Here is a 25,358-nt window from a genome sequence, read left to right as displayed (position 1 = left end):
AGACGATAATTATCTCGCCTCTGTCCAACTCGCATCAATCCGGATCTGGTTGAGACATAATGAGTCTGTGGCCTAGTATGAACACATGCGTGTCTTCCTTGCGCCACCAAGGCTTTGGTGGCGACACGCCTTGAACTAACCCGCTTAAGTTTGGCGACGTTAAGTGGCGCAACAAATGGCGCAGGGATTCATTGTAAATGACCCGTAGTCTTTTCATCATCACGGAACGTTAACGTTTTGTTAGCGATATTGGCCATCCTAAAATGCCGCGAAATCCGACATAATTGCCCGCTGTCCCAATTTGTGACGGCCATTAAAGGTTTTTTAACCATTTTCTTTCGCATAAGTTGGCGGGCACTTGTCGCGTCTGTTATGCCATGCGGCGACAATCAGGAGATTTGGGCCGATGGAAAGAGCCGCACAAATTCAAAGCACCGGCGGACCCGAGGTTATTGCATGGACGGACGTTCAACTTGCCGAACCTGGCCCAGGCGAAGTCCGGATGCGCAACCTCGCAGTCGGCCTCAACTTTATCGACACCTATCATCGTAGCGGACTTTATCCGATGGCCCTACCCAGCGGCTTGGGCATGGAGGCCGCTGGCGTAATTGAAGCCGTTGGGCAAGGTGTCGCCGACTGGCGTGTGGGCGACCGAGTCGCGACCTTTGGTCCGAATATTGGCGCGTATTGCACGGCGCGAAATATCCCGGCGCATGGTCTGTTTCTTGTCCCCGACGGCATCAGTGACGAAGTGGCGGCGGCGGGTTTACTGAAAGGCTGCACCGCCGAATTCCTTGTTGAACGCTGTGCCAAGGTGCAACCCGTATGGGACGTTTTGGTCCACGCTGCCGCTGGCGGGGTCGGTTTGTTGCTCGTCCAATGGCTGAAGCATGTCGGCGCGCGCGTCATTGGCACCGTCAGCACGGAAGACAAAGCCGCATTGGCGCGGGCAGCAGGCGCCGACCATGTCATTTTATATGGCAGGGAAGATGTGGCCCAGCAGGTCCGCGAATTGACCGGCGGCAAAGGCGTTGAAGTGTCCTTCGACGGTGTCGGGCAGGAGACTTGGGAGACTTCAATCAACGCAACCGCGCGGCGCGGCCTGGTCATCAGCTATGGCAATGCGAGCGGCCCTGTTTCGGGCGTTAATCTCGCATTGCTCGCGCAAAAGGGCTCGCTTTATGTCTCGCGACCGACTTTGTTTGATTATTACCACAACGCAGCCGAGCGGACGGCGGGTGCGGAATATGTGTTCGACATGTTCGCGCGAGGCATCATTGAGATGACGATTGGTCAACGTTATGCCCTTGAAGATGCCGCGCAAGCGCATCGCGATCTGGAGGCGCGGCAAACCATTGGTTCATCGGTGCTCATTCCGTAAACAACTCAGTTTAAGCAAAAGAGGGCGCATAATGAAAATCACAAATAAGACCGCGTTGGTGACGGGCGGGACCGACGGCATTGGCTTGGAAATCGCGCGCCAGTTGACGGCAAAAGGCGCAAGCGTAATTGTATGCGGCCGTCGCGCAGATGCGCTGGCATCGGCGCGCACGGAGGGTTTTGAGGCCATTCAAGCGGATATTTCCACCGCCGCTGGCTGCGCGACCCTTGCCGCTGCTTTGGCGGATCGGCCCATCGATATGCTGATCAACAATGCCGGGATGAGCGGGAATTTCGGCCCCGATGAGCCACTTGACCTTGCGCTGACCGATCAGGCCATTTTCCTGAACCTTAACGCGCCTTTGCATCTGATCGGCCATTTCCTGCCGGGCCTGTTGCAGCGGCAAGAGGCGGTGATCCTCAATGTCACCTCGGGCCTTGCGATTGCACCACGCGCGGGCGGTCCTGTTTATTGCGCCACCAAGGCGGGCTTGCGCAGTTTCACCCAATCGCTGCGGCACAATTTGCGCGACACTAACGTCCATGTGATTGAGGCACTGCCGCCGGTGGTAGATACCGCGATGACGCGTGGCCGGATCAACGGCAATAAAATGTCGGCCAAACAATGTGCGGCGGAAATCGTTGATGCCATTGCGACCAATGCCCAAGAGGCCAATGTCGGCATGGTTAAGATTCTGCGGATGATTTATTCCATATCGCCTGCGCTTGTGCGGCGGATCATGATCAAATTCTAAGGATCAATCGGAACCCACGAAGTTGGTTTCCCATTTGGGAAACCCGCAATCTGCAATGTTAGGAGAATAAATGGTGCCCCAGGCCCGACTCGAACGGGCACTCCTTTCGGAACAGGATTTTGAATCCAGCGCGTCTACCATTCCACCACTGGGGCACATCTTTACCGAGCGAACCCGATGAAGCGGAGGACCCTCTAACCGAGCCTCCTCCATGATGCAAGTGCATCCTTATCTCTTCAGTTCCCTTATTTCTTCAGCTCTTTTGCCAATGTCTTGAGCGTTGCCTTGCCATAAGGGGCCTTGAACCCGCCCATGCCGGCAACATCGATGCCCGTCTGACGATAGACCGCGCGCATATGGCTGAACGTCTTGAACCCGTCGGCACCGTGATAATTGCCCATGCCCGATGGCCCGACTCCACCAAAGGGCAGGTCTTCCATCGCATTGTGGAAGACCACATCGTTGATGGTAACGCCCCCCGAAATGGTCCGCGTCAGCACGCGTTCTTCCTCGGCCTTGTCCGATCCGAAATAATAAAGCCCCAGTGGCCGGTCATGCGCGTTCACATAATCAATGGCTTCATTCATGGAGGAATAGGTCATCACGGGAAGGATTGGGCCAAAGATTTCCTCCTGCATCACCTTCATATCGTCGGTGACATTGCGCACGATGGTCAGCGGCATTTTGTTGCCGTTCGATGTGGCAAATTCCTCATTGGCTGGGTTAATCTCGATAAGCTCCGCACCCTTTTCCCGCGCATCGTCGAGATAGCCCTGCAGCCGTTCATAATTACGGCCATTCACGACCGACGTATAATCGTCATTGTGCAGCAATTTTGGATATTGCGCCGTGACGCCAGCCTTCACAGCCTCAATCACATCATGCTCCTGATCGCTTGGCACCAACAGATAATCGGGCGCGAGGCAGATTTGGCCTGCGTTCATCATCTTGCCCAACGCGATCCGCTCGCCCGCTTTTTTCTTATCCGCGCTGCGGCCAATGATGGTCGGCGACTTGCCGCCAAGTTCCAACGTGACCGGCACCAGATTGTCGGCGGCAGCGCGCATGATATGTTTGCCAACGCTCGTCGCGCCCGTGAAGATCATATGGTCAAAGGCCAGTTTCGAAAAGGCCATGCCGACTTCAGCGTCGCCGGTGAAAACCGCCATTTCCTCTTCAGCGAAATATTTGGGCACAAGTTCTTCAAACAAGGCCGATACCCGCTCTGTAAATTCGGATGGCTTGATCATGGCGCGGTTACCGGCGGCGAGAATACCCGCCATGGGCACCATCACCATGCCAACAGGGAAGTTCCACGGCGCAACGACGCCGACCACACCCTTAGGCTGGAACACAACCTCGGCCTTGGCACCGATCAGCCCCAACGGAAAGGTGGGCTTACGCTTCTCGCCCTTGGCCCAGCTTTCAAAATGCTTCTTGGCGTGCTTCATCGCGCTGACCGAAGGCATGATATCGGTCAACAGCGTCTGTTCGCGGCTGCGATGGCCAAAATCCGCCGAAACGGCCTTTGCAAAATCTTCGGCATGGTCGATCAGCAGCGCAATCGCGCGGTCAATACGGTCGCGGCGCACCGACATCGGTTCCGGCATGGCGACGGTAAACGCGGCGCGCTGTTTTTCGAGCACAGTCTGCATATTTGCGGTCAATTTCTCTCTCCCTTTAATCAGTTGACGAATTGCTAGCGCGAAGCGTTGCACATTGAAACCATTTTGGCGTATCGACATTACGAACATGCGAAAAGCGTGGCGATTTGAAGGGAGAGAATATGATCGAGGCAGGCAAAAAATGGACGCCACCTGCGGGTTGGCCCGTGATGACCCGTGATCAGGTAAAGGCCGCCTTGTGCGCACCGGGTATGCCATTTGAAATGGAAACTGCCGTGATTGAAGGCGTGCCAACGCGCGTCTGGAAAAATGCTGTGCCCAATCTGGCCGTGCTTGCCGGACATGCCAAGGCATCATTCGGTGACCGCGAATTTGTGGTGTATGAAGATGAGCGCGTCACATATGACGCGTGGCACCGCGCCGTCGCGTCATTGGCGCAGGCTTTACAAGAATGCGGCGTTAAAAAGGGTGACCGCGTAGGCCTTGCCATGCGCAACCTGCCCGAATGGCCTGTTGCCTTTTTCGCCGCCGCCGTGACTGGCGCGATTGTCGTTCCGTTGAACGCATGGTGGACGGGCGAAGAACTGTCCTTTGGCATGGCCGATTCGGGCGCTGCGGTTTTGATCTGCGATGCTGAACGCTGGGACCGCATTGCGCCACACACATCCGAAATGCCCGCGCTAAAGCATGTGATGGTTGCGCGTGGCGGTGGGGCCGCGATGGCAGAGCCTGCTATTCCGCTCGAAAATGTGATTGGCGGACCAAAAGGCTATTCTGATTTGCCCGACCTAGCGCTGCCCGATGTTGCAATCGCGCCGGATGATGCCGTCACGATTTTCTACACCAGCGGCACAACCGGCAAACCCAAAGGGGCGCTGGGGTCCCACCGCAATTTGCTCACCAATGGCCTTTCCAGCGCTTATTCCGGCGCGGCGACCATATTGCGTCGTGGCGATGCTTTGCCTGAGCCAAGCATTCGCGCTTCCTTGCTTGTGATCCCGATGTTCCACGTCACCGCCTGTTCTGCATCGATGATCCCCACCATTCAGGCGGGCCACAAAATCATATTGTTGCACAAATGGGATACCGTGAAGGCGTTCGAGATTATCGAGCGTGAGAAGATCAATGCCACGGGCGGCGTGCCCTTCATCGCATGGCAGTTAATCGAGCATCCCGACCGCGAAAAATATGATCTCAGCTCCATCGACGCGATCAGCTATGGCGGCGCGCCATCTGCGCCGGAATTGGTGAGCAAGATTTACGAAATCTTCGGCGCGTTCCCCGGCAATGGCTGGGGCATGACCGAAACCATGGCGACCGTAACTTCTCATGTAGCCGAAGATTATCTTAACCGCCCCGATAGCTGCGGCCCGGCGGTTGCTGTATCCGACCTGAAAATCATGTCCGAGGACGGCATGACGGAATTGCCCGTTGGTGCGGTTGGCGAATTATGGGCACGCGGCCCGCAAATCGTTAAAGGATATTGGAACCGCCCCGACGCCACCGCCGAAACCTTTGTCGATGGCTGGGTACGAACAGGCGACCTAGCGCGCGTAGATGACGAAGGTTTCTGCTTCATCGTTGACCGCGCCAAGGACATGATCATTCGCGGCGGCGAGAATATCTATTCGTCCGAAGTCGAAAACATCCTCTACGAACATCCTGCCGTTACCGATGCTGCATTGGTGGGCATACCGCACCAGACCCTGGGCGAAGAACCCGCAGCCGTCGTGCATTTGGCACCCGGCATGACGGCCACTGAGGATGAGCTTCGTGAATATGTCAGCGAACGTCTGGCGAAGTTCAAGGTGCCGGTAAAGATCATCTTCACGCAGGATACGTTGCCGCGCAACGCCAATGGCAAAATCCTGAAACGCGATTTGAAGGCCCTGTTCTAAAGCGGCAATAGGGGTGATTCACATTTGTTTTTGATGGCCCGGCGGCCTATAAGGCGTCAAATCGAAACCAAAGGAATCTCCCATGCGCCAAGCCGATCCCGTTGTAATCCTGTCTTATGCCCGCACGCCAATGGGCGCGATGCAGGGGGCATTGGCCGACGTTTCGGCAACCGACCTTGGCGCGACGGCGGTGAAGGCAGCGGTGGAACGCGCAGGGGTCGATGGCGCAGATATTGAGCGTATCTACATGGGTTGCGTCCTACCCGCAGGCTTGGGCCAAGCCCCTGCCCGTCAGGCGGCGATCAAGGCTGGCTTGCCCAAATCGGTGCAGGCAACGACGGTGAACAAGGTATGTGGTTCAGGCATGCAGACTGTCATCATGGGCAGCGAGGCTCTCGCCGCAGGGTCGGTCGATTATGTCATCGCAGGCGGCATGGAAAGCATGACCAACGCGCCCTATTTGTTGAAAAAGCACCGCAGCGGCGCGCGCATCGGGCATGACACGGCCTATGACCATATGTTCCTCGATGGCCTTGAAGACGCCTATGAGGCTGGCCGCGCGATGGGCACATTCGCGCAAGACACCGCCAATGCGTATCAACTGACCCGCGAGGCGCAGGATGCGTATGCGATTGAATCGCTACGCCGCGCACAAAAAGCGATTGCCGATGGCGCGTTCAAGCAGGAAATCGTCGCCGTGACCGTTGCCACGCGCAAGGGCGATGTCATTGTCGACACGGACGAACAACCCGGCAAGGGCATGCCCGATAAAATCCCGACGTTGAAAGCGGCCTTTGCCAAGGACGGCACGATTACGGCGGCAACCAGCTCATCCATCTCCGATGGTGCGGCGGCGCTTGTCCTGACGCGTCAGTCGGTCGCCGATGCCAACGGACAAACACCCATCGCACGTATCGTGGCCCATGCCGCCCATGCACAGGAACCATCGGCGTTCACCACTGCGCCAGTCGGCGCGATCAACAAATGCCTGGAAAAGGCGGGTTGGACCATCGCTGATGTGGACCTGTTTGAAGTGAACGAGGCCTTTGCCTGTGTCGCCATGTTTGCAATGCACGATCTTGGCATCGCGCATGACAAGATTAACGTGCATGGCGGCGCGACCGCGCTTGGCCACCCCATTGGCGCGTCGGGCGCGCGGATCATCACAACCCTTGTCGCGGCGCTGCAACATTATGGCAAGACACGCGGCGTTGCGTCCTTGTGCATTGGTGGCGGTGAAGCGACGGCGCTTGCGATTGAGCTGATCTAAACGGCTATAACGTGCGGCAATATGAACATCGTTTTCGTCCTATTCGACAATGTTACGCAGCTCGATTTTACCGGGCCAGTGCAGTTTTTGTCGCGGCTGCCCGGCGCGCAAGTGCATGTTGTCAGCAAAGACGGACAAGCCGTGACGACCGACTGCGGTTTTTCAATCCTGCCGCGCTCCGGCTTTGCCGATTGCCCGCAAGCGAACATATTATGCGTACCCGGCGGCCACGGCGTGCGCGATGCGATAACAGACCCAGTGATTGTCGATTTCGTTCGCCAACAGGCCAAGGGCGCCGATTATATAACCAGCGTGTGTACTGGCGCGTTCATCCTCGGCGCGGCAGGGATGCTTCAAGGCAAAAAGGCAACGTGCCATTGGGCCTATACGCAATTGCTTCCCCTGCTCGGCGCAACGCATAAGCCAGCGCGCGTCGTGCGTGATGGCAATCTGATCACGGCCGGTGGCGTCACCTCAGGCATTGATTTTGCGCTTGACCTGATTGCGGCAATCTCTGGCGAGGATGTCGCAAGGACAATCCAATTGGCGCTCGAATATGACCCCGCACCGCCCTTCGGCGGGGGTTCGCTCGCAAGTTCCTCAGAAGAGACCGTCGGTATCCTGCGGGCGCGCGTTTACGACAAGGCCGCGTCCGAAATGAAAACTGCCATTCAGCAGATAATTTAATCCGCCGATTACATTCACACTGGACGTGCGCGCGGCATCGGCATAGCCTCTCCTTTCGGGGAGAGAGAATATGACACATAAGCTTTTGGCCGCAGCTGCATTACTAAGCGCGGCATTGATTCTGGGTTCCTGCGGAAAATCTGCGGTGGACCCGGACGTTCCAGCCTTTGCCGCGATTGACGGTGATTATTTGAAAACCGGTGGTGATGGGTCCAATTGGGCGATGACCGGCTTCAATTATGATGAACAACGCCACAGCCCGTTGCAGCTGATTAACGACAGCAATGTGCAAGATTTAGGGATCGCGTGGTTTGCCGACTTACCCGATGCGCGCGGCCAAGAAGCAACGCCGGTGGTGGTCGATGGCAAAATGTTTATCTCCACCGCTTGGTCCAAGGTTTTCGCCTATGATGCCAAAACGGGCAAGCCATTATGGAGCTTCGACCCCGAAGTCGACAAAGCGCGCGGCGTCAAAGCCTGCTGCGACGTTGTCAATCGCGGCGTCGCTTTCTGGAAAGGCAGCGTTTTCGTCGGCACCATCGACGGCCGCCTGATCTCGCTTGATGCTAGCACTGGAAAGCAGAATTGGAGCGCGCAAACGCTTGATCTGGAATCGAACGGTACCATCACGGGCGTCCCGCGCGTGGTGAAGGACAAGGTCGTCATTGGCTTTGGCGGCGCTGAATTTGGCGCACGTGGTTATGTCACCGCCTATGATGCAGCGACCGGAAAGCAGGCATGGCGATTCTACACCACGCCTAATCCTAAGGGCGAACCGGACAACGCCGCCAGCGACGAAATCCTGAAAACCGCAGCAACGAAAACGTGGAGCGCCAAGCCGAAAAAGGGTGACTGGCGGGAAAGCGGTGGCGGCGGGACCGTGTGGGACGCGATTGTCTATGATGCCGAACTGGATCAGCTTTATCTCGGCGTCGGCAATGGCAACCCGTGGAACCACGGTATTCGTTCCAATGGTGAAGGCGACAATCTGTTCCTGTCCTCCATCGTCGCGCTGAAACCCGATACCGGCGAATATGTCTGGCATTATCAGGAAACACCTGCCGAAAGCTGGGACTATACCGCGACGCAGCCGATCATCTTGGCCACCGAAACGCGGGGCGGCAAAGAACGCAAAGTTCTCTACCACGCACCCAAAAACGGATTTTTCTTCACGATCGACCGATTGAACGGCAAATTGCTGTCCGCCAACCCGTTCATTGACGGCATTACATGGGCGACCGGGTACGACCTGAAAACCGGGCGTCCGATAGAAAACCCAGACGCGCGCTATGAAAAAACTGGCAAGCTGTATATGGCGAACCCCTCCGCGCTTGGCGCGCATAATTGGCACCCGATGAGCTTTAATCCCGCCACCGGCCTTGTCTATATTCCTGCTTTATATATCGGCGGCGCGTATCTGCCGCCAATTGCACCCAATGAGATGGAGCGTAAGAAGCTTGGTTTTAATACTGGCGGCGCGATGGCGACGGCGGATTTGCCCGATGATACCAATTTCGTCAAAGCGGTGAAGGCCGCCACGACTGGCAAATTGGTGGCGTTTGACCCCAAAACCGGCAAGGCCAAATGGACCGTTGACCATCCCGCATCATGGAATGGCGGAACGATGACCACCGCCGGCAATCTGGTGTTCCAAGGCACGGCGATGGGCGAATTCCGGGCTTATGCGGCGGATACGGGCAAGCAATTGCTAAACATCAATGTACAGTCAGGGGTGCTGTCTGGCGCGTCGACCTACACCGTGGATGGCGAACAATATGTGGCGTTCCTCACGAGCAAGGGCGGTGCTTTTCCCTTGGTGTCGGGCTATGCTGGGGCGACCAGCGCATCGGTGCCAAACTTGCCGCGCTTGATCGTGCTTAAATTGGGCGGCAAAGTCGCCTTGCCCGCCTTACCGAAAACCCCGCCTTATGTGTGGAATCCGACCAAGCAGTTCGGGACGCCAGCCGATATCGCAGCGGGCGGATCAAACTATCAACGCTATTGCCTCGTCTGCCACGGCCCCGGCGCGGTTGGCAACGGCGTGCTGCCTGACTTACGCAAATCCGGCACGATTGCCGATGCTGCAACGTGGAAATCGGTTGTCATCGACGGCATCTTGAAAAGCAACGGCATGGTCAGCTTTAGCAGCGTGCTCAGCCCAAAAGAGGCAGAGCAAATGCGCGCTTATGTGGTCAGCCGCGCACATTATGCCAAGGCGAATGACGCGGCCTTGAGCGGAGGCGCAAAAAGGGCGGCCAAGTAAAATCTGCTGCCCATGAATCTGGCATCTGCCTAAAATTTAGGCAGATGCCATGGCCATAATCGCGCAAAAATCCGCCGTTTGTGCGCCACCCGATCTGGCACGATACTTGATAAGCATTAGCCATCATCCGTGCGCGCGGAGCCAAATCCTCACGCGCCATACAAGGAAATGCCATGAAAAAGATCGAAGCGATCATCAAGCCGTTCAAGCTGGACGAAGTGAAAGAGGCGCTGCACGAAGTTGGCGTATCTGGCATCACCGTGACCGAAGCCAAGGGCTTTGGCCGTCAAAAGGGCCATACCGAATTATATCGCGGCGCCGAATATGTCGTCGACTTCCTGCCTAAGGTGAAGCTTGAGGTTGTAGTGGAAGACGGCCTTGCCGACCGCGTTGTTGAAGCGATCGCCGCCGCCGCGCAAACCGGCCGTATTGGCGATGGCAAAATTTTCGTTATTCCCGTTGAGACAGCGCTGCGCATCCGCACCGGCGAACGCGATAATGATGCCGTCTAAAAAATCCAAATCACTTAAGAAAGACAAGCGAAAGAAGGAACGCATTATGGGCACTTCAGCCAAAGACATCATCAAGCGCATCAAGGATGAGGAAATCGAGTGGGTCGATGTGCGCTTCACTGATCCCAAGGGCAAATGGCAGCATCTGACGATGTGCGCGGGCGTCATTGGCGAAGATGAGTTGGAAGACGGCCTGATGTTCGACGGCTCGTCGATTGAGGGCTGGAAAGCAATCAACGAATCCGACATGATCCTAAAGCCTGATCTGGACGCAGTATATGTAGATCCCTTCTCGGCAACGCCAATGATGATCATCTTCTGCGACATTGTTGAGCCATCGACAGGCGAGCTATACAGCCGCGACCCGCGTTCGACCGCCAAGCGCGCCGAAGCCTATTTGAAGACCACGGGTATTGGCGATACCATCTATGTCGGTCCAGAAGCCGAATTCTTCATGTTCGACGATGTGCGTTTTGAAAACAGCTACAACACGTCTTATTACAAGATTGACGATATTGAACTGCCCACCAACAGCGGCACGAAATATGAAAGCGGCAATATGGGCCACCGCCCGCGCGCTAAGGGCGGTTATTTCCCCGTCGCACCTGTCGACAGCGCTATGGACATCCGTGGCGAGATGGTTTCGACCATGTTGGAAATGGGTCTGCCGTGCGACAAGCATCACCATGAAGTTGCCGCAGCCCAGCATGAGCTTGGCCTGACTTTCGGCACGCTAACGCAGACCGCCGACCGTATGCAGATCTACAAATATGTCGTGCATCAGGTGGCGCACGCTTATGGCAAGACCGCAACGTTCATGCCAAAGCCAATCAAGGAAGATAACGGTTCGGGCATGCACACCCATTTGTCGATCTGGGAAGGCAAGACACCGCTCTTCGCGGGCGACGGCTATGCTGGCCTGTCGGAAATGTGCCTGTTTTTCATTGGCGGCATCATCAAGCATGCCAAGGCAATCAACGCATTTTCCAACCCGACCACCAACAGCTACAAGCGTTTGGTTCCCGGCTATGAAGCGCCCGTGTTACTTGCATATTCCGCGCGTAACCGTTCGGCGTCATGCCGTATTCCTTATGGTGCCGGTGCCAAGGCAAAGCGCGTCGAAGTGCGCTTTCCAGACGCAATGGCGAACCCGTATCTGTGCTATGCAGCGCTGTTCATGGCGGGGCTCGACGGTATCCAGAACAAGATCCACCCGGGCGAAGCCATGGATAAGAACCTGTATGACCTGCCACCGGCAGAACTCGCGCAAGTTCCAACCGTTGCCGGCTCACTCCGCGAAGCACTCGATTCACTGGCCGCTGATCACGACTTCCTGTTAAAGGGTGACGTGTTCTCCAAGGACCAGATTGAAAGCTATATCGAACTCAAGATGGAAGACGTCGCCCGTTGGGAAATGACGCCAAGCCCAGTCGAGTTCGACATGTACTATAGCTACTGATCCTAACGCATCGGATCAGTGCTAAAGGCCCGGCAGTTGGGGGACTGCCGGGCCTTATTTTTTGACTTTAATTGTTGCGCGCTTGACGTTCGCTTTGTTGAAAGCGTTTTGTCAGCCGGTCCAGACGTCGCTGTATTATCTGCTCTTCGCGTGACGTAAATCGACCGTCGCGGTTGAACTGGCGGTTCTGCGCCTCAATCGCGGTCAGCTCACGCCGCGCATATTGCGCACTTGCCCGGCTCATTTGCTGTGATTGCACCGAATTTCGAATATACTCCCGCATCCAGCTAATCCGGCTCGCAATGTCCATCGGCATTTGGTTTAGGTCATATTGCCCCGTGCCCGGGCGATATTGGTTGTTCGGACGGTTATCATTGTTCTGATAACTACCCTCACGTGTTGAAACCCAGCGTCCCCGCGAGTCATAATAGCCATATGCACGGCCAGCAACCCATCGGCCGTTGGTGTCATAATATCCTGGCTGTTCCACCGCATTCCAATTGGCGTTGTTTTCATTCGCATATGCCGTGTCACCAACAATCCAGCGGCCACGGGCATCGTACCGTCCCTGTGTGGGGCCTGCGACCCAACGGCCGTTAGTGTCATAATAGCCCGTCGCCGTGCCACCTACCCAACGATTGTTGCGGTCATAATAGCCGACGGATGATGCCGGAACCCAATAGCCGTCACGATCGACATAGCCTGCGTTTTCGCGGTCGCCGCTCGCCACGACCCATCGGCCATTGTCATAATATCCGTTTGGCTGGCCTTCAACCCAACTGCCATTGCGGTCATAATAGCCGCGGGCCTCATTTGCGCTAACGCCCGTTGCGTGCCAGCGGCCTTGTTCGTCATAATAGCCGTAAGCCGTGCGGCAGTCGCCACGGTTCGATTTGGACACCTGATTGCCAATGACCGCACCAACGACCGCGCCGATTATGGAGGCTTCGGTCTTGTCGCCACGCCCAGCTATCACATTGCCAAGCACGCCGCCGGCACCTGCGCCAACGACTGTACCAATGATGCGGCCATTGCCGTCGCGCCGACAACCATCATCCTGCGCAGAGGCCATAGAAGGCGTAAGAACAGCAAGCGCAATACCTGCGAAAAATATCGGACTTTTCATAAGATTCTCTTTTCACGTAATTGTTTCGTGAAAGCGTAATCGGTTCCAAGCCCGAATGTTCCATTTCGTCACCGTTCGGAGATGTGTCTTGCGGACAAAAGGACCTGTTTACAGTCCGGCTTCGACCGCAATGCGAATGGCATCGGCAGAGGTGGCAGCCCCCAATCTTTCCATCAATAATGCCCGGTGCATTTTGACAGTCTGCTCGCTGACACCAAGCCTGAAGGCAATTTGCCTGTTGAGATGCCCAAGCGCCATTTCGGCCAGCACCTCGCGTTGCCGCCGTGACAATGCCTTCACCGCCGATACCGCGGCGATACGGCGGTTCTCATGCGACATTGGCGCGCCGGCTTCCAGTTCGACCTGCGAGCCCAGAAAGAACTCAAGATCGCCCTCTTCGTCAAATATCGGCGCAACGAGCACCGCATTGCGAAAGGGTGTTCCATCGCGCTTGTAATTTAGGATTTCGACAAGGACTGGCGTGTGACGTTGAACCGCGTTGCTTATTGTTTCACTCAACCATGGCTCAGCGGCTGGGCCAGCCAAAAATTTGCAGTTCCGGCCAATGATTTCATCTTCGGCGTATCCCGTTAGCGCAATAAAGGCTGCATTGCAGGCAATGATTGGATTATCACGCTGACGCGGATCGCTAACGACCGATGCTATCGGACTGTTCGAAATCAGGGCGTCCAGCCGCGATTTGTTATGTTCAAGAACAGACAAATTGCACTGCCTCCTAACTCGCCATTCCGCGCGTAGCGACCCCAACCTACCCTTTTTCCGCTGACCGACGGTTTGCGACAATATAGGAAAAACATGGTATAAAGGATGGGTTGACACATCTAATGCATAGGTTAACATCCTACCTCCCGGCACCCTTAGGGGTGTCGCCAAAAGGGGGGAAAAACGTGGAAAATCTAACTTTTGGCCAATATTCATTGGTCTATAATGCATTCTCATTTACATTTGCTACTATGGCAGCAGCAACGCTGTTTTTGTGGTTAGGTCGCTCGCAAGTGGCCCCAGCCTACAAGACCGCGCTGACCATTTCCGGCTTGGTTACTGCCATTGCCGCATATCATTATTTCCGTATTTTCGAAAGCTGGGAAGGTGCATATACCGTTGAAGGCGGTGTAGTGGCCGCAAGCGGCTATGCATTTAACGATGCCTATCGTTATGTCGATTGGTTGCTGACCGTGCCATTGTTGTTGATCGAGCTCATCCTCGTGATGCGTTTGAGCCAAGACGAAACCGTATCGAAGTCGATCAAGCTCGGCGGCGCAGCAGCGCTGATGATCATCCTGGGCTACCCAGGTGAAATCGCAACCGACATTCCAACCCGCGTATTGTGGGGCACATTGTCGGCAATTCCTTTTGTCTACATCATGTGGCAACTGTTTGCTGGTCTCGGTGCATCAATCAACAGCCAGCCAGAAAATGTGCGCGAATTGGTGAAGAAGGCACGTTTGCTGACCTTCGCATCATGGGGTTTCTACCCAATCGTATACATGATCCCTTACACCAACCTGAGCGGTTCGGACGTAACCGTGGGTGTGCAAGTCGGCTACACAATCGCTGACTTGATCGCAAAGGCAGGCGTTGGCGTCTTGATCTACATGATCGCAGTACGCAAATCGCAAGCCGAATATGGCGATAAGGCCTAAGGTTAAACACTGGACGTACGCCGCTTCGGTGGCGTACACTCCAATATGACTACAATTTTATACTCGCATTCTACAGGCGCAACATTTCCAAAAATGTTGCGCCTGTTTGCGTTACCGGTGGCTACATTGCTGCTGGTTATCATTGATCGCTTTTGGGGCGGCATGAACAGCACGCATGTCAATATGCTGGCTGCTGTTGCAATCGTAGTTGCAGGAATCCCGCACGGAACGCTCGACGTTGAAATCGCCGCGGCCCATTTCGGGCAGAAAGGCATCACTGGCAAAATCAGGATCATTGGCGGTTATCTGTTCTGCGCAGCCTTTATGGTGTTCTTATGGATATTACTTCCTGAGCTTGCGCTCATCTCGTTTCTCATCATTTCAATCGTCCATTTCAGCCGCGACTGGCGCGGCGGAGTTGACCCGTTTCTGGCCATGATGGTCGGATGGGCTTTGGTAGCATTGCCCGCGCTTGCCAGCCCTGACGATGTCGCCATGATATTCGCAGCGCTGACCGGTAGCAATAATGGCGCAGTGATCGCCGCATTGCTTGGCGCGGCGTCGGTTCCGGCGGCCTTGGGCAGTCTCGTTTTTGCCTATTGGGCATTCCGCCATGATGACAAGCAAAGCGCGTTGGAGGTGCTTGCCTGCCTCGTCGCCGCCTTTTTCCTGCCGCCGCTTGTGGCATTTGCGATATTCTTTTGCGGGCTCCATTCGCCGCGGCATATGGCCGACGCGTTACGCGAGACCGGTGACCTGTCGCCATTGAAGAAGGCTGCAATCATTTGCGCGGTATTCGCTTTGTCATTGGGCCTGGGTGTAGTGATGTTCCTGTATCAGGGCGATGTTCCCGCTGACATGGGCATCATCCGGACCGCCTTCATTTTGATATCCACGCTCACCGTCCCGCATTTCATTTTGGAACATATTCTGTCGGACAAAAATCCCGCGTAAAATCGGCCTGTTCAACGCCCTTGCCTCAATCGGCAAAGCACGGCACATCATGCGGGTCTTAATCGGGAGTGTATCATGAAATTCCGTGCCTTCATGCTGTGCAGCAGCATTGCCCTCGTCGCCCTTTCACCCGTGGCGCATGCCAAATTATCTGCACCCGAAACCAAAATGGTCGCGACCGTCGACGCGGAATATGAACGATCCATCACTCTGCTTGAAAAGCTGGTGAACCAGAATTCGGGCACCATGAACTTCCCCGGCGTAAAGACCGTCGGCGACATGATGCGATCCGAGCTGGAGCCGCTGGGCTTCAAGGTCGAATGGATCGATATGGCAAAAGCGGGTCGTTCGGGGCATCTCGTCGCGACCAAGGCGGGTAAGAAGGGCACGAAAAAACTGTTGCTCATTGCCCATCTCGACACGGTGTTTGAAGCAGATAGCCCGTTCCAGACCTTTGTCCGCAATGGCGAACAAGCGATTGGCCCAGGTGCAGGCGATGACAAGGGCGGCATGGTCGTGATCGTGTCTGCTTTGCGCGCGATGCAAGCGGCGGGCACGTTGAAGGACGCCAGCATAGAAATCCATATGACGGGGGATGAAGAAGATGCCGGCGACCCGATCGACATCACACGTGCGCCGTTGATCGCAGCGGGGAAAACCGCCGATGTGGCGCTCGATTTTGAAGGGCTTTCTATTGAAAATGGCAAGGATATGGGCGTTATATCGCGGCGTTCGTCGAACAGTTGGAAATTGGAAGTGTCCGGCGTCACGGGACACAGCTCCCTGATATTCGACACCACTTATGGCGATGGCGCGGCTTTTGAACTTGCGCGCATCCTGCACCGGTTCCGTACGGAACTGCCAGAGCAGAACCTGACGTTTAACGTCGGCTTGGTTGCAGCCGGACAGGAAGTGAACTTTGATACAGATGGCGTCCGCGTCAATGCGAAGGGCAAGACCAATATCATTCCCGGCTTGGCCATTGCGCGCGGCGATTTCCGGACTTTGTCCGAAGAACAAAGCGCACGTGTCCGCACAAAGATGCTGAATATTGTTGCTGCATCTGCCCCCAAAACGACAGCGACGATCAGCTTCGACCCGGGAAGCTATCCGGCAATGGCACCGACAGATGGTAACAAGGCGCTTCTGGCGGGTCTTAATGCCGTCAACCGCGACTTGGGACTTGCGGAACAGCCCGTGCTTGACCCGTTGAAGCGCGGTGCGGGCGATATCAGCTTTGTCGCCAACGAACTGGATGGCCTTGTCGGCCTTGGCGTCTACAGCAAGGGCGACCACGCCCCCGGCGAGACCGTCGATCTGGCGAGCATCAAGCGTCAAGCGAAGCGGGCAGCCATATTGATGACACGCCTTTCGCGCGGGAAATAAAACCCGCCGATTGTCGCCAATATGCATTCGTTAAAGCGCCGTCGCTTTGGCCCATAGCAGGTCAATCCGCTTGCAATGTAGGATTTGGCCTGTCAGCTTGCGTGCGCAACATCGCCGACCGCCCAATGGCTGCAAGGGCATGTAATCGGCCAAACAGGACGATGGCACGTCGATTTAGGTGAGACTTTAGTGTGACCTTTCAGTCAAAGCCCGCGTTGTCCTAGCGCAGGCTTGGTCCCATCACGCTTGTCAGTTAAGCGCGATAGGCTCCAGCCTTCGCTGGAGCGACGGGTCCGGTTTCTTTGCTCGTGAGGATCACACATGCCGTCGCTTGGCGGTTCCGACCTGAGTCGCGGCCATAAGCCAAAGAAAAAGGCGGCGCATTTCTGCACCGCCCCTTTCCATGTCGATTAGTTCGAGGTCCTAGAGACTAACGTCCCTCACGCGACGCCTTACCGAAGACGCGATATTGTTCGTTGCCGACAAATCCGAACTTCGTAATGCCGCTGCGCTTCACAGAGACCAATGCCTTGTCCACGGTGTCATATGGCGCCGTTGGGGCTGGCTGGAACTGAAGCTCCGGCTCAGGTGTCTTCGACCGCGTCTGAACCAGATATTGCTCCATCTGCTGCAATGTCACGGGTGTGCCATTCCATTGGATGGTGCTGTCCGGCAGAATGATGATCTTGTTGATCACAGGATCGATCGGAACTTCCGGTGGTGGTTGATTTGGGTCATTAACCGGAAGGTCAATATTTACGGCGTGCGAAACCGGGGGGATGGTGATCATCAGCATGATGAGGAGAACGAGCATGACGTCGATCAACGGCGTCGTGTTCATTTCCATCATCGGCTGGCCATCATCGTTACCGCCACTCATTGCCATGATGATTGCTCCTTAAATTGCTTACTGGACATTCGCGTTTTCGAATGGCGACGAAATGAAGCCAACGCGCGCGAAACCAGCCATTTGCATGGTGTAAATTGCACCACCGATGCAACGATAGGGCGTGTTAATGTCCCCACGGATATGCGCCTCAGGCAACATTTCCGGTAAGATTTGTCCGGCAGCGGCGGCTTCTGGGCCACCCAGCTTTTCAAACTCAGCCTTCAGATGCTTTGCAGCGCGATCCACCAGTTCGGTCGAATCAACCGGGGTAACGTTCCAGTAAATGCGGCACTCACCACCGGGGTTTGCACCTTCATACGCCGGATCACCCGGGTCGCGTCCGGCGACATCGGTTGTGGTCACCGACAGCAAGACATTTTCACGCTTTGCCTTGGTTGGTTCAAACTTGATGATCGGAATGTCCATCTTCACTGTCTGGATCGCAACCGGAATTGCAATAAGGAACACGATGAGGAGCACCAGCATGACGTCGACGAGCGGCGTTGTGTTGATGTCAGACATTGGCGTTTCATTGCCGCCGCCTCCTGAACTGATTGCCATTGGCCAATCCTCTTCTAACTAAATTGGGTCAAAAATCGAGCGCCAGCTTCATGCTGGCGGATGGGCTGCGCGCAAACGCAGCCCTCACCCAATCTTACTTCTTAACCGCTGCTGGCGCTGGCTTACCTGCTACTGCAGTCACAGCTGGCTTCAAGCGGCCACCCGAAGAGATGTACCCAAGCACGTCATTCGAGAAAGTTGCCAAGCTACGTGCGATTGTCTTGTTACGGGCCTGAAGCCAGTTATAGGCAAGCACCGCAGGAACGGCAACGAACAGACCAATTGCGGTCATGATCAATGCTTCACCAACTGGACCAGCAATCTTGCCGATGTCGGCCTGACCCGCGATACCGATTTTGATCAGCGCCGAATAGATGCCGATAACCGTACCGAGCAGACCAACGAATGGAGCGGTTGCTCCAACCGTTGCGAGGAACGGCAGGCCGCTCGACAGCTTGTTGTTGATCGAATCTTCCGAACGAGACATCGCGCCATGCAACCAATCATGCGCTTCGACCGGGTCAGTCAAAAGGCCATGCTGCTTTTGCGCGGCAATGCCGTCGTCGACGACTTGACGATATGCGCTGTTCTTGTCGAGCTTTGCAGCGCCTTCTTCAAGCGTTGCAGCGCGCCAGAATTGCGCACGGACGTCTTTATACTGGTTCATCACCTTCTGCTGTTCAAACAATTTGGTGAACATGATGTAGAATGAGAAAACCGACATGATGACCATGACGATGAAGATCGACCATGAAATCGGACCACCTTCGTTTAGCGCAGGGATAAGACCGAATTGTGCGGCCACATCTGGGTTTGCGGCACCCGCCGCAGTCAGAAACAAAATCGACATTTTAACTACCTCTCAAAAAATAGAACTATCTAGCAAAAAAGACCCGGCGCGAAGGCTCCCCCTTTGCCGGGCCATGAAATTATTTCGGTATTTGCCACCGTACGCGGTTCGAATACGAGCCTTGAACCTTTTCACCATTACGAACGGCAGGCTCAAAGCGCGCACGACGCTTAACGTTGGTGCATGTTGCCGCATCTAGATCGTCATGACCGCTGGACTGCGTAACTGTGCATTCAATCACCCGACCATCAACGCCAATCGTGACGCGGAAGCCAGTGGTCCCTTCACGCTCCTGCTGCAAGGCGCGCGACGGATAATCGTTCGTGTTGGCCCAGTTACCTGGGTTGCCACGCGGCTTTGCTTCAGAAGAAGGACCTGCCGGTGGCGGCGGAGGTAGTGCTGGTGGCGCAGCCGTTGGCACGATCGGTGCAGTAGGCGGCGGCGTAGCAACCGTACGAATTGTTGGCGGCGGCGTAACCGTTTGAACCAAAGGCGGAGGCGAGACAACGGGTGGCTCGATCTGCTTTTCGGGCTCGGGTGGTGGCTCTTCTTCTTCGGGTGGCTCTTCTTCCTTCACGTCTACAACGGTCATTTTTTCCTTGATGACCGTGACCGCGTCATACGCAAGGCCCGTGACCAAGGCATAACCCAAGAACGCGTGCAAAAGGAGTACAATGACGACAGAAACCAAACGGTTTGTGCTCATCCCATCTTGATCAGCATATGCCATGCGGAAACAACTCTCCTACCTTCAAAACAAAACAGTACACTAAAGGAGCATGCTTGAACACGCCCCTCATGTACCCTCGCGATATCGAAATCTATTTTTTTTTGCTCGATTCACCGACGCATTAGCCAACCCTTACCGGCCTAGCAATCCGGATTCTGCGATTAAGACGCAATTCATGGATGGGTAGGCAATATCCTCCGATATGATAGAGGCCTAAATGGCGTCCACGGACGGGCAAAGAAAAGGATAATGAATGCGATTCGTTCATGCAAAAACCGGTTTGTGCTTGATTTTACTAAGCATCAGCACGGCAACATCGGCACAAGCACCGCTTGACCTGCCGCCATCCTTTGTAATTGAGGCCGATCAGGCAAGCTTTTCAGATATTGCCGATTTGGTGGTAATATCGCCTCTTATTGTCGATGTGACCGTTCGAAATGTCCGAAAATTGTCTGCTGATCAATCGGCAGGTGTTCCAGCTTCGCTCGAACGCGTGCTGGTTGAGGCCGACGTCATGGCTTTGATTCGCGGCCAGGGCGGTATCACGCCGCGCGTCCGCTTCCTGCTCGATGTGCCAAAAAACGCGAAAGGAAGAATTCCCAAACTTCAAAAACAGCGCATGTATCTGTTTGGCCGACAGGTGACCGGTCGACCCGGTGAAGTCCAACTGGCACGGCCAAATGCGTTGGCTTTATTTAGCATAACGAACGATGCGCTCGTTCGCGCCATCACCAAGGAGGCTGTCCAAGCTGATGCTCCGCGACGCATTACCAGCGTGAGCAGCGCCTTTCACAGCGCCGGTACCGTTTTGGGGGAAGGCGAAACGCAGATTTTCTTGAAAACGGATAATGATCAGCCGCTATCGCTCACCATATTGAGCCGCCCGGGCCAGCAAAAAATATGGGCCGTCTCAACAGCCGAAGTCATTGACGCATCAGCAACCGCACCGCAGCGTTTTACCTTATTATGGTATCGCCTCGCATGCGGTCTTCCGCGCGCTCTGCCTTCTGACCGCGTTGAAGGCGCATCCAATGCAGATACCGCCCGTGCGCAGGCCGATTATAAATTTGTCATTGAATCGCTTGGGCCGTGCGGGCGCAAGCGATAGAATATGCCTCACATGCATAAGGGGCCGCATTACCCGCTTATTTGGCATTCCCGCGAAGCGGCCCCTAGCGCGATGCGCCTGGCACCCACAATATATCGCCGCCGCGCGTTGCGTTAATTAAACGGCACAAAGTGAAGAGATAGTCCGACAAACGGTTCAGGTAATGCAACGCTTGCGGGTTGATCGCCACTTCCAGCGATGCGGCGACAAGTGCGCGCTCTGCGCGACGCGACGTTACCCGCGCCATATGCATCTGTGCGGCTGGCAAGCTGCCGCCTGGCAGGATGAAACTGGTCAGCGGCGGAAGTTGCGCATTGGCATTATCTATCGCCGCCTCCAACCATTCGACCTGAGACGCAATTATCCGTAGCTCCATAGGAGAAGGTTCAAAACTCTCCCCCGGCGTCGCAATATCCGCACCTAAATCAAAAAGGTCGTTTTGGATCCGGCGCAATTCATTGACCAAGGGCGTATCGCCTTCATCTGCGGCCAATGACTGGATCGCAACGCCCAACGCGCAATTGGCTTCATCGACTTCGCCAATGGCGTGCAACCGCGACGCTGTTTTCGACACACGTGAGCCATCGACTAAGCCGGTTGTGCCGTCATCCCCGGTCCGCGTGTAAATTTTGTTGAGCTTAACCATGACCGCTTTGTTTATTGCGATCCGGCAACAATTACCAAAACAGCAAGCAGCGCGATCGTGATCGCCTGCCACTTCACGCGCGCAAACATCATCTTGTTTTGCACCGTCAGCGATTTGGGCAGACCGGTTTCATCCACATCTGCCGGACGCAAATTGGCAAAAGCATGCAATCCGCGGATTAACGCAAAGGCCACGGCACCAGCAGCGCCAATGATGAGGAGAACCAACAATATAGTCATCGGGAGAAGTCCTTGTTCAGGGCCAATACCCCGTTGCCCCTATCTAGGCATCCGATAAGGAAATTCCAAGCGGAAGCGTTCGGTGACGCAAATTATCCATAAGTTCGGTTCCGCTTTCGCCTGCCAAATAGCGGGCGGACAAAGCGGGTGAGGATTTGCTCTTGGCCAGCTTTTCGTCCGCGCTATCCAGCAAGAGCGGGTGATGCCAATAGACTGGCTCCGGCAAGTCGAGCAAATTCTGCAACAGCCGATGTATGGCGGTATAGGCGAACAGGTCCTTGCCGCGCACCACATATGTTATGCCATCGGCGGCATCGTCAACGGTCGCGGCGAGATGATAAGATGCCGGCGCGTCCTTACGCCACAGCACGACATCGCCAAAGGCCATTGGGTCTGCAAACTGCTGCCCCGCCGCCAAATCCATCCACAACAGCGGGCCTACCAAGTCCACGGCCTTTTTTACGTCGAGCCGCCAGCTATAGGGAGCGTCTCCCACAAAGGGCTGTTCCCGGCAGGTGCCCGGATAATGCGGACCATCGGGGCCATGGGGCACCGGCTTATGCTTTAACGCTTCGGCGATGTCCCCTCTGGTGCAGCCGCAGCGATATAACAAGCCAGCGGCGTTCAGCCGGTCACGCGCGGTCGCATAACGGGCGGTATGTCGCGATTGGAACTGCACGTCACCGTCATACGCAAGCCCCAGCCATTGCATATCGGCAAGGATCGCCTGAACATGCTCAGGCCGACTGCGTGTCCCGTCAATATCCTCGATCCGAAGGCGAAACTGACCACCAAAGGCGCGCGCAAATTCATGGACACACAGCGCCGAAAAGGCATGCCCCAAATGCAACTGCCCGTTGGGACTCGGGGCAAATCTGGTGACCACCGGGCCCTTCGGCGCCAGAATCAGGCCCAGATAGGAATAGATGAAGTCCAATGCCGTCAAAAAATTATCCCCAATTATACCACATTCAGTAGCTTTACCCTATTGACGTCACAATATGTGTAAATAGGTTGGCGACTGTCAGAATGCTGTAACGCTAATAAGCTTAAAGCATGTATGACAAAAAAGGAGTAGGGTTCGACTGATGTTGCATACCGGAACTTTCGAGGCGGCGGGCCGGGCAAGGCACCCGGAAAACTGTCCTGCGCTTGTGCTGAATGCGGATTATACGCCATTAAGCTATTATCCGCTGAGCCTCTGGCCATGGCAGACCGCGATTAAGGCGGTTTTCCTCGACAAGGTCGACATTGTCTCCAACTATGACCGGCATGTGCATAGTCCAAGTCTGGACATGAAAATTCCGTCGGTGATTGCGCTGCGCCAATATGTGAAGCCGTCGGAATATCCGGCATTCACGCGTTTCAACCTGTTCCTGCGCGACAAGTTCGAATGTCAATATTGCGGGTCAGGTGACAATCTGACCTTTGACCACATCGTCCCACGTCGCCTGGGCGGCATTACCAGTTGGGAAAATGTCACCACCGCCTGTTTGCACTGCAACCTTAAAAAGGGTGGCCGCACGCCCAAGCAAGCGCATATGCAGCTCAACATGGCGGCGATCCGACCGACAAGCTGGCAATTACAAGACCGAGGCCGCGCATTTCCACCGAACCATCTGCACGAGACATGGCACGACTGGTTATACTGGGATATTGAGTTGGAGGGCTAAACCCTTATTTCGTGACCGTTAAAGCCGGCACGGCGCGTGCCGCGTCTTCAGGGGTGATACCCGGCGGCGGGGCGGCGGCGATGCGTTCTTCGCCGCGCATGACACGGCCCGCACGCTTGATCGCGCCGCGCAACCGTGGATAAATGCCGCAACGGCACAGGTTGGTGATCGCGGCGTCAATTTCAGCATCGGTGGGATTGCTGTTTTTCTTCAGCAACACCGACGCCGCCATGATGACGCCGGAAATGCAAAAGCCACATTGCGGGACATTGCCGGCCACAAACGCCTGTTGCAACGGATGGCTCCGGTCACGGCTTAGGCCCTCAATCGTCGTGACAAAGCGCCCCTCCGCCTCTGCTATAGTCACAAGGCAGGAACGGATAGCCTCACCATCAATTTCGACCATGCACGCACCGCAATCGCCAATGCCGCAGCCATATTTGGTGCCCGTCAAGTTCGACGCGTCGCGCAACGCCCACAATAACGGCGTTTGCGGGTCCATCTTATATTGGACCGGACGGTCGTTGACGGTGAATTTGGTCATGCAGGAATTGCTGTAAGTGGCCTTAAAAAACCGTCAATATAAAACCGTAGTCCTGAGCCGCCAGCGCGTAAGCGCTGGCGAAAGTCGAAGGGCGATTTTCCGCCGAGCAACGCGCTAGGCTGATAAGCGTCCTTCGACGGACGCAGTTGCTTCGCAACGGCTGCTCAGGACTACGGTCATTTGGTCGACGTCAAATCAATCCCGCCAGCTTTTGTCGATTTGGTCGGCCTTACGCACCATTGCGTCAAATTCAACGCGGCCCGATCCGCCGGGGGGCGATGCCATGTACAAATCGCGCTGATGCACGGCGATCACCTCTGGCGACACCATGATCGGCTTACCCATTTGGAGCGTCGCCATCTGATGCTCGCACGCGCGCTGGAGCGCCCAATATTTGATAAAGGCATCCGGGAGCGTCTTGCCCATGACGACAGGGCCATGGTTGCGCAGCATCAATATCCGCTTGTCGCCGAGATGCTCAACCAGCCGCGCACCCTCTTCCTCGCGCACGGTGACGCCTTCAAAGTCATGATAGGCCAATTGTCCCATGAAGTTGCATGCGTAAAAGTTCACGGGTTGCAAGCCGCCCTCAAGGCTGCACACGGCAACGGTTGCGGTGGTGTGCGTGTGGATGATCGCATGTGCGTCGGGCAAGGTGCGATGGAACAGGCTGTGCTGGACAAAGCCTGCTTTGTTTACGTGCCACGGGTTATCTACGTCGATCTTGTTGCCATCAATATCGATTTTGATGAGGCTCGACGCGGTAATTTCACCGAAATGCATGCCATAAGGGTTAATCAAAAACGCGCCGTCCTCATCAGGCACTTTGACCGTAATGTGGTTGAACACAAGCTCATCCCAGCCGAACATCGAAAATATCCGGTAACAGGCCGCAAGCTCTTGCCGCGCGGTCCACTCCGCCTCGCTATACCTGCTATTCGACTTTAATTGGGTGGCCATGTGCTCTCTCCTGCTCGCCAGTTGCGTTGCATTATGAAACGAACAAGGCGTGAGGGCAAGTGTTAGGCGATTGGACGAAGGCAGATAGTTTTCCAGCAAGCTACGGCTTCAAACACCAACCAAGCCCACAAAAAGCGCCATTTTCGCTTGATATTTGGCGACGACATGGGTAGGGGCCA

General features: G+C 55.5%; 25 protein-coding genes and 1 tRNA gene. 13 read left to right on the top strand and 13 right to left on the bottom strand.

Annotated elements, in window-relative coordinates:
* The first annotated feature begins 406 nt into the window (after positions 1-406).
* Both HEQ34_RS01840 and HEQ34_RS01835 read left to right on the top strand, forming a co-directional pair.
* A complete protein-coding gene (locus HEQ34_RS01840; protein WP_296196556.1) occupies positions 407-1,381 on the top strand; it encodes a quinone oxidoreductase in 975 nt (324 codons plus the stop codon).
* Between the two features lie 31 nt (positions 1,382-1,412).
* Positions 1,413-2,135: an SDR family NAD(P)-dependent oxidoreductase gene (locus tag HEQ34_RS01835; RefSeq protein ID WP_296196553.1), complete on the top strand. Its 723-nt coding sequence runs from the start codon at positions 1,413-1,415 to the stop codon at positions 2,133-2,135.
* Positions 2,136-2,206: 71 nt separating this feature from the next.
* Here HEQ34_RS01835 and HEQ34_RS01830 read toward each other — a convergent pair.
* A tRNA-Leu gene (locus HEQ34_RS01830) sits at positions 2,207-2,290 on the bottom strand.
* Positions 2,291-2,380: 90 nt separating this feature from the next.
* Positions 2,381-3,790, bottom strand: a complete 1,410-nt coding sequence (locus tag HEQ34_RS01825; protein ID WP_296196610.1) for a coniferyl aldehyde dehydrogenase — start codon at positions 3,788-3,790, stop codon at positions 2,381-2,383.
* Between the two features lie 131 nt (positions 3,791-3,921).
* Here HEQ34_RS01825 and HEQ34_RS01820 point away from each other — a divergent pair, with 131 nt between their 5' ends.
* The 6 genes from HEQ34_RS01820 to glnA all read left to right on the top strand — a co-directional run bounded on the left by HEQ34_RS01820 (position 3,922) and on the right by glnA (position 11,849).
* Positions 3,922-5,658, top strand: a complete 1,737-nt coding sequence (locus tag HEQ34_RS01820) for a class I adenylate-forming enzyme family protein (protein WP_296196550.1) — start codon at positions 3,922-3,924, stop codon at positions 5,656-5,658.
* A gap of 82 nt (positions 5,659-5,740) precedes the next feature.
* The gene (locus tag HEQ34_RS01815; protein WP_296196547.1) at positions 5,741-6,928 is read left to right on the top strand and encodes an acetyl-CoA C-acyltransferase; all 1,188 of its coding nucleotides are present in this window, start codon (positions 5,741-5,743) and stop codon (positions 6,926-6,928) included.
* Between the two features lie 21 nt (positions 6,929-6,949).
* The gene (locus tag HEQ34_RS01810) at positions 6,950-7,615 is read left to right on the top strand and encodes a DJ-1/PfpI family protein (protein ID WP_296196544.1); all 666 of its coding nucleotides are present in this window, start codon (positions 6,950-6,952) and stop codon (positions 7,613-7,615) included.
* 70 nt (positions 7,616-7,685) lie between these two features.
* Positions 7,686-9,878, top strand: coding sequence for a PQQ-dependent dehydrogenase, methanol/ethanol family (locus HEQ34_RS01805; RefSeq protein ID WP_296196540.1), 2,193 nt, complete (start codon positions 7,686-7,688; stop codon positions 9,876-9,878).
* 173 nt (positions 9,879-10,051) lie between these two features.
* The gene (locus tag HEQ34_RS01800) at positions 10,052-10,390 is read left to right on the top strand and encodes a P-II family nitrogen regulator (protein ID WP_125231011.1); all 339 of its coding nucleotides are present in this window, start codon (positions 10,052-10,054) and stop codon (positions 10,388-10,390) included.
* Between the two features lie 46 nt (positions 10,391-10,436).
* A complete protein-coding gene (glnA, locus tag HEQ34_RS01795; RefSeq protein WP_296196538.1) occupies positions 10,437-11,849 on the top strand; it encodes a type I glutamate--ammonia ligase in 1,413 nt (470 codons plus the stop codon).
* Between the two features lie 67 nt (positions 11,850-11,916).
* Here glnA and HEQ34_RS01790 read toward each other — a convergent pair whose 3' ends face one another.
* Both HEQ34_RS01790 and HEQ34_RS01785 read right to left on the bottom strand, forming a co-directional pair.
* Complete coding sequence (locus HEQ34_RS01790) at positions 11,917-12,975, bottom strand: glycine zipper 2TM domain-containing protein (RefSeq protein ID WP_296196536.1); 1,059 nt, start codon at positions 12,973-12,975, stop codon at positions 11,917-11,919.
* A 108-nt stretch (positions 12,976-13,083) separates the two neighbouring features.
* Entirely contained in the window at positions 13,084-13,698 is a 615-nt protein-coding gene (locus tag HEQ34_RS01785) for a PAS domain-containing protein (protein ID WP_296196534.1), read from the bottom strand.
* A gap of 185 nt (positions 13,699-13,883) precedes the next feature.
* Here HEQ34_RS01785 and HEQ34_RS01780 point away from each other — a divergent pair, with 185 nt between their 5' ends.
* The 3 genes from HEQ34_RS01780 to HEQ34_RS01770 all read left to right on the top strand — a co-directional run bounded on the left by HEQ34_RS01780 (position 13,884) and on the right by HEQ34_RS01770 (position 16,979).
* Positions 13,884-14,639, top strand: coding sequence for a bacteriorhodopsin-like (locus HEQ34_RS01780; protein WP_296196531.1), 756 nt, complete (start codon positions 13,884-13,886; stop codon positions 14,637-14,639).
* Positions 14,640-14,684: 45 nt separating this feature from the next.
* Positions 14,685-15,593, top strand: a complete 909-nt coding sequence (locus HEQ34_RS01775) for a Brp/Blh family beta-carotene 15,15'-dioxygenase (protein ID WP_296196528.1) — start codon at positions 14,685-14,687, stop codon at positions 15,591-15,593.
* 75 nt (positions 15,594-15,668) lie between these two features.
* Complete coding sequence (locus tag HEQ34_RS01770; protein WP_296196526.1) at positions 15,669-16,979, top strand: M20/M25/M40 family metallo-hydrolase; 1,311 nt, start codon at positions 15,669-15,671, stop codon at positions 16,977-16,979.
* Between the two features lie 430 nt (positions 16,980-17,409).
* On the opposite strand, the gene HEQ34_RS01765 is transcribed toward HEQ34_RS01770, so the two are convergent.
* The 4 genes from HEQ34_RS01765 to HEQ34_RS01750 form a co-directional block, all read right to left on the bottom strand.
* Positions 17,410-17,865, bottom strand: a complete 456-nt coding sequence (locus tag HEQ34_RS01765) for a biopolymer transporter ExbD (RefSeq protein ID WP_296196523.1) — start codon at positions 17,863-17,865, stop codon at positions 17,410-17,412.
* 21 nt (positions 17,866-17,886) lie between these two features.
* The gene (locus HEQ34_RS01760; protein ID WP_296196521.1) at positions 17,887-18,429 is read right to left on the bottom strand and encodes a biopolymer transporter ExbD; all 543 of its coding nucleotides are present in this window, start codon (positions 18,427-18,429) and stop codon (positions 17,887-17,889) included.
* A 94-nt stretch (positions 18,430-18,523) separates the two neighbouring features.
* Positions 18,524-19,279, bottom strand: coding sequence for a MotA/TolQ/ExbB proton channel family protein (locus HEQ34_RS01755; RefSeq protein WP_296196519.1), 756 nt, complete (start codon positions 19,277-19,279; stop codon positions 18,524-18,526).
* A 79-nt stretch (positions 19,280-19,358) separates the two neighbouring features.
* Entirely contained in the window at positions 19,359-20,009 is a 651-nt protein-coding gene (locus HEQ34_RS01750) for an energy transducer TonB (RefSeq protein ID WP_296196516.1), read from the bottom strand.
* Positions 20,010-20,262: 253 nt separating this feature from the next.
* Between HEQ34_RS01750 and HEQ34_RS01745 the strand changes: the two genes are divergently transcribed.
* Positions 20,263-21,117: a hypothetical protein gene (locus HEQ34_RS01745; RefSeq protein WP_296196515.1), complete on the top strand. Its 855-nt coding sequence runs from the start codon at positions 20,263-20,265 to the stop codon at positions 21,115-21,117.
* Between the two features lie 64 nt (positions 21,118-21,181).
* Here HEQ34_RS01745 and HEQ34_RS01740 read toward each other — a convergent pair whose 3' ends face one another.
* The 3 genes from HEQ34_RS01740 to gluQRS are packed head-to-tail and all read right to left on the bottom strand — an operon-like array spanning position 21,182 to position 22,939.
* On the bottom strand, positions 21,182-21,763 hold the full coding sequence (locus HEQ34_RS01740; RefSeq protein ID WP_296196512.1) for a cob(I)yrinic acid a,c-diamide adenosyltransferase: 582 nt from the start codon (positions 21,761-21,763) through the stop codon (positions 21,182-21,184).
* 11 nt (positions 21,764-21,774) lie between these two features.
* Positions 21,775-22,002, bottom strand: a complete 228-nt coding sequence (locus tag HEQ34_RS01735) for an HIG1 domain-containing protein (protein ID WP_296196510.1) — start codon at positions 22,000-22,002, stop codon at positions 21,775-21,777.
* A gap of 43 nt (positions 22,003-22,045) precedes the next feature.
* A complete protein-coding gene (gluQRS, locus tag HEQ34_RS01730; RefSeq protein ID WP_296196608.1) occupies positions 22,046-22,939 on the bottom strand; it encodes a tRNA glutamyl-Q(34) synthetase GluQRS in 894 nt (297 codons plus the stop codon).
* A 151-nt stretch (positions 22,940-23,090) separates the two neighbouring features.
* On the opposite strand from gluQRS, the gene HEQ34_RS01725 reads away from it, so the two are divergent.
* Positions 23,091-23,675, top strand: a complete 585-nt coding sequence (locus tag HEQ34_RS01725) for an HNH endonuclease (protein ID WP_295497883.1) — start codon at positions 23,091-23,093, stop codon at positions 23,673-23,675.
* Positions 23,676-23,679: 4 nt separating this feature from the next.
* Here the strand turns inward: HEQ34_RS01725 and HEQ34_RS01720 are convergent, their stop codons facing one another.
* Entirely contained in the window at positions 23,680-24,219 is a 540-nt protein-coding gene (locus HEQ34_RS01720) for a (2Fe-2S)-binding protein (protein ID WP_296196507.1), read from the bottom strand.
* Between the two features lie 195 nt (positions 24,220-24,414).
* A complete protein-coding gene (locus HEQ34_RS01715) occupies positions 24,415-25,179 on the bottom strand; it encodes a class II aldolase/adducin family protein (RefSeq protein WP_296196504.1) in 765 nt (254 codons plus the stop codon).
* Positions 25,180-25,358 lie beyond the last annotated feature (179 nt).

Origin of the sequence: Sphingorhabdus sp. (assembly GCF_023910635.1) — a bacterium.
Taxonomy (GTDB): domain Bacteria; phylum Pseudomonadota; class Alphaproteobacteria; order Sphingomonadales; family Sphingomonadaceae; genus Sphingorhabdus_B.
The sequence above is the reverse complement of the archived record's forward strand: the minus strand, read 5'-3'. Positions and strand labels throughout refer to the sequence as shown.

What these genes read in the sequence shown, in the direction of transcription:
- HEQ34_RS01820 (WP_296196550.1), top strand. Translation starts at nt 3,922, where the DNA reads ATGATCGAGGCAGGCAAAAAATGGACGCCACCTGCGGGTTGGCCCGTG.
- HEQ34_RS01745 (WP_296196515.1), top strand. Translation starts at nt 20,263, where the DNA reads ATGCGATTCGTTCATGCAAAAACCGGTTTGTGCTTGATTTTACTAAGC.
- HEQ34_RS01775 (WP_296196528.1), top strand. Translation starts at nt 14,685, where the DNA reads ATGACTACAATTTTATACTCGCATTCTACAGGCGCAACATTTCCAAAA.
- HEQ34_RS01715 (WP_296196504.1), bottom strand. Translation starts at nt 25,179, where the DNA reads ATGGCCACCCAATTAAAGTCGAATAGCAGGTATAGCGAGGCGGAGTGG.
- HEQ34_RS01805 (WP_296196540.1), top strand. Translation starts at nt 7,686, where the DNA reads ATGACACATAAGCTTTTGGCCGCAGCTGCATTACTAAGCGCGGCATTG.
- HEQ34_RS01725 (WP_295497883.1), top strand. Translation starts at nt 23,091, where the DNA reads ATGTTGCATACCGGAACTTTCGAGGCGGCGGGCCGGGCAAGGCACCCG.
- HEQ34_RS01810 (WP_296196544.1), top strand. Translation starts at nt 6,950, where the DNA reads ATGAACATCGTTTTCGTCCTATTCGACAATGTTACGCAGCTCGATTTT.
- HEQ34_RS01800 (WP_125231011.1), top strand. Translation starts at nt 10,052, where the DNA reads ATGAAAAAGATCGAAGCGATCATCAAGCCGTTCAAGCTGGACGAAGTG.
- HEQ34_RS01735 (WP_296196510.1), bottom strand. Translation starts at nt 22,002, where the DNA reads ATGACTATATTGTTGGTTCTCCTCATCATTGGCGCTGCTGGTGCCGTG.
- HEQ34_RS01740 (WP_296196512.1), bottom strand. Translation starts at nt 21,763, where the DNA reads ATGGTTAAGCTCAACAAAATTTACACGCGGACCGGGGATGACGGCACA.
- HEQ34_RS01835 (WP_296196553.1), top strand. Translation starts at nt 1,413, where the DNA reads ATGAAAATCACAAATAAGACCGCGTTGGTGACGGGCGGGACCGACGGC.
- HEQ34_RS01750 (WP_296196516.1), bottom strand. Translation starts at nt 20,009, where the DNA reads ATGGCATATGCTGATCAAGATGGGATGAGCACAAACCGTTTGGTTTCT.
- HEQ34_RS01755 (WP_296196519.1), bottom strand. Translation starts at nt 19,279, where the DNA reads ATGTCGATTTTGTTTCTGACTGCGGCGGGTGCCGCAAACCCAGATGTG.
- HEQ34_RS01765 (WP_296196523.1), bottom strand. Translation starts at nt 17,865, where the DNA reads ATGGCAATGAGTGGCGGTAACGATGATGGCCAGCCGATGATGGAAATG.
- glnA (WP_296196538.1), top strand. Translation starts at nt 10,437, where the DNA reads ATGGGCACTTCAGCCAAAGACATCATCAAGCGCATCAAGGATGAGGAA.
- HEQ34_RS01825 (WP_296196610.1), bottom strand. Translation starts at nt 3,790, where the DNA reads ATGCAGACTGTGCTCGAAAAACAGCGCGCCGCGTTTACCGTCGCCATG.
- HEQ34_RS01840 (WP_296196556.1), top strand. Translation starts at nt 407, where the DNA reads ATGGAAAGAGCCGCACAAATTCAAAGCACCGGCGGACCCGAGGTTATT.
- HEQ34_RS01760 (WP_296196521.1), bottom strand. Translation starts at nt 18,429, where the DNA reads ATGGCAATCAGTTCAGGAGGCGGCGGCAATGAAACGCCAATGTCTGAC.
- HEQ34_RS01790 (WP_296196536.1), bottom strand. Translation starts at nt 12,975, where the DNA reads ATGAAAAGTCCGATATTTTTCGCAGGTATTGCGCTTGCTGTTCTTACG.
- HEQ34_RS01770 (WP_296196526.1), top strand. Translation starts at nt 15,669, where the DNA reads ATGAAATTCCGTGCCTTCATGCTGTGCAGCAGCATTGCCCTCGTCGCC.
- HEQ34_RS01720 (WP_296196507.1), bottom strand. Translation starts at nt 24,219, where the DNA reads ATGACCAAATTCACCGTCAACGACCGTCCGGTCCAATATAAGATGGAC.
- HEQ34_RS01815 (WP_296196547.1), top strand. Translation starts at nt 5,741, where the DNA reads ATGCGCCAAGCCGATCCCGTTGTAATCCTGTCTTATGCCCGCACGCCA.